Source organism: Pseudolactococcus plantarum (assembly GCF_002441715.1).
GTDB lineage: Bacteria > Bacillota > Bacilli > Lactobacillales > Streptococcaceae > Pseudolactococcus > Pseudolactococcus plantarum.
In genome coordinates this window covers 1-775 of the sequence record NZ_JXJX01000035.1, presented here as the reverse complement: position 1 = coordinate 775, position 775 = coordinate 1, and the positions used below count along the sequence as shown (strand labels likewise).

The 775-nt window shown below is 33.4% G+C and carries 1 protein-coding gene; it reads right to left on the bottom strand.

What is annotated here, in order from left to right; all coding sequences use genetic code 11:
• Nucleotides 1-150: 150 nt before the first annotated feature.
• A complete protein-coding gene (locus RU87_RS09505; RefSeq protein WP_082782219.1) occupies nt 151-702 on the bottom strand; it encodes an Asp23/Gls24 family envelope stress response protein in 552 nt (183 codons plus the stop codon).
• Nucleotides 703-775: the final 73 nt, after the last annotated feature.

Here is a 775-nt window from a genome sequence, read left to right as displayed (position 1 = left end):
TCAGTATTGAAACTTTGCAACAGAACCAATTATACAATAGTGACTCTAGGATTTAAGGGTAACATCAAAATGAAAAACTATATAATTGAAGTCACTTACTAAAAAAGCCTCATAATAGAGGCCTTTATTAATCGCGATTTATCTAGAAATTTATTTAACTCTAGCTTCTTTATCTGTATTGTCTTCTACTTTGTCTTTTACTTTATCAACTTGTTCAGAGGTGAATTTCCCAGTTGTTTGAGCCGCACTAGTCACTCTATCTTGAATACTTACATCATCTTCTTTTTGTTGCTCTTTCGTTTTAATATCTGTGACTGTTACGTTAACTTCAACAACTTCCAATTCTGTCATTGTCGCAACCTCTTTACGAATGACTTCTTTAATTTTTTCATAAATATCAGGCACATTCTTACGATATTCTGTAACTACTTTCAAGTCTACTGCAACCTGTGTTTTCCCAACTTCTACGCCAACACCTGTTGTAACATCATCAGTATTAATAAGTTTTCCTGTTAAGTTTGAGAAGAATCCACCTTCTACGGAAAGAAGCCCATCCACTGATTCTAATGCTAGTCCTACAATCTTTTGCACAACTTTATCTTCATAAGTCAAGGATCCCTTAATTTCTGGTTGGGTTTCCTTTGTTTTAGGAGTTTCTTTTTCTGCCATTGTTCCAAATGCCTTCATGTTTTCTTGTACCATAATATTCTCCTTTTATAATGTTATTTACGATCTATAAATTGATCGGTTCTGTTGCAAAGTTTCAATACTGAGT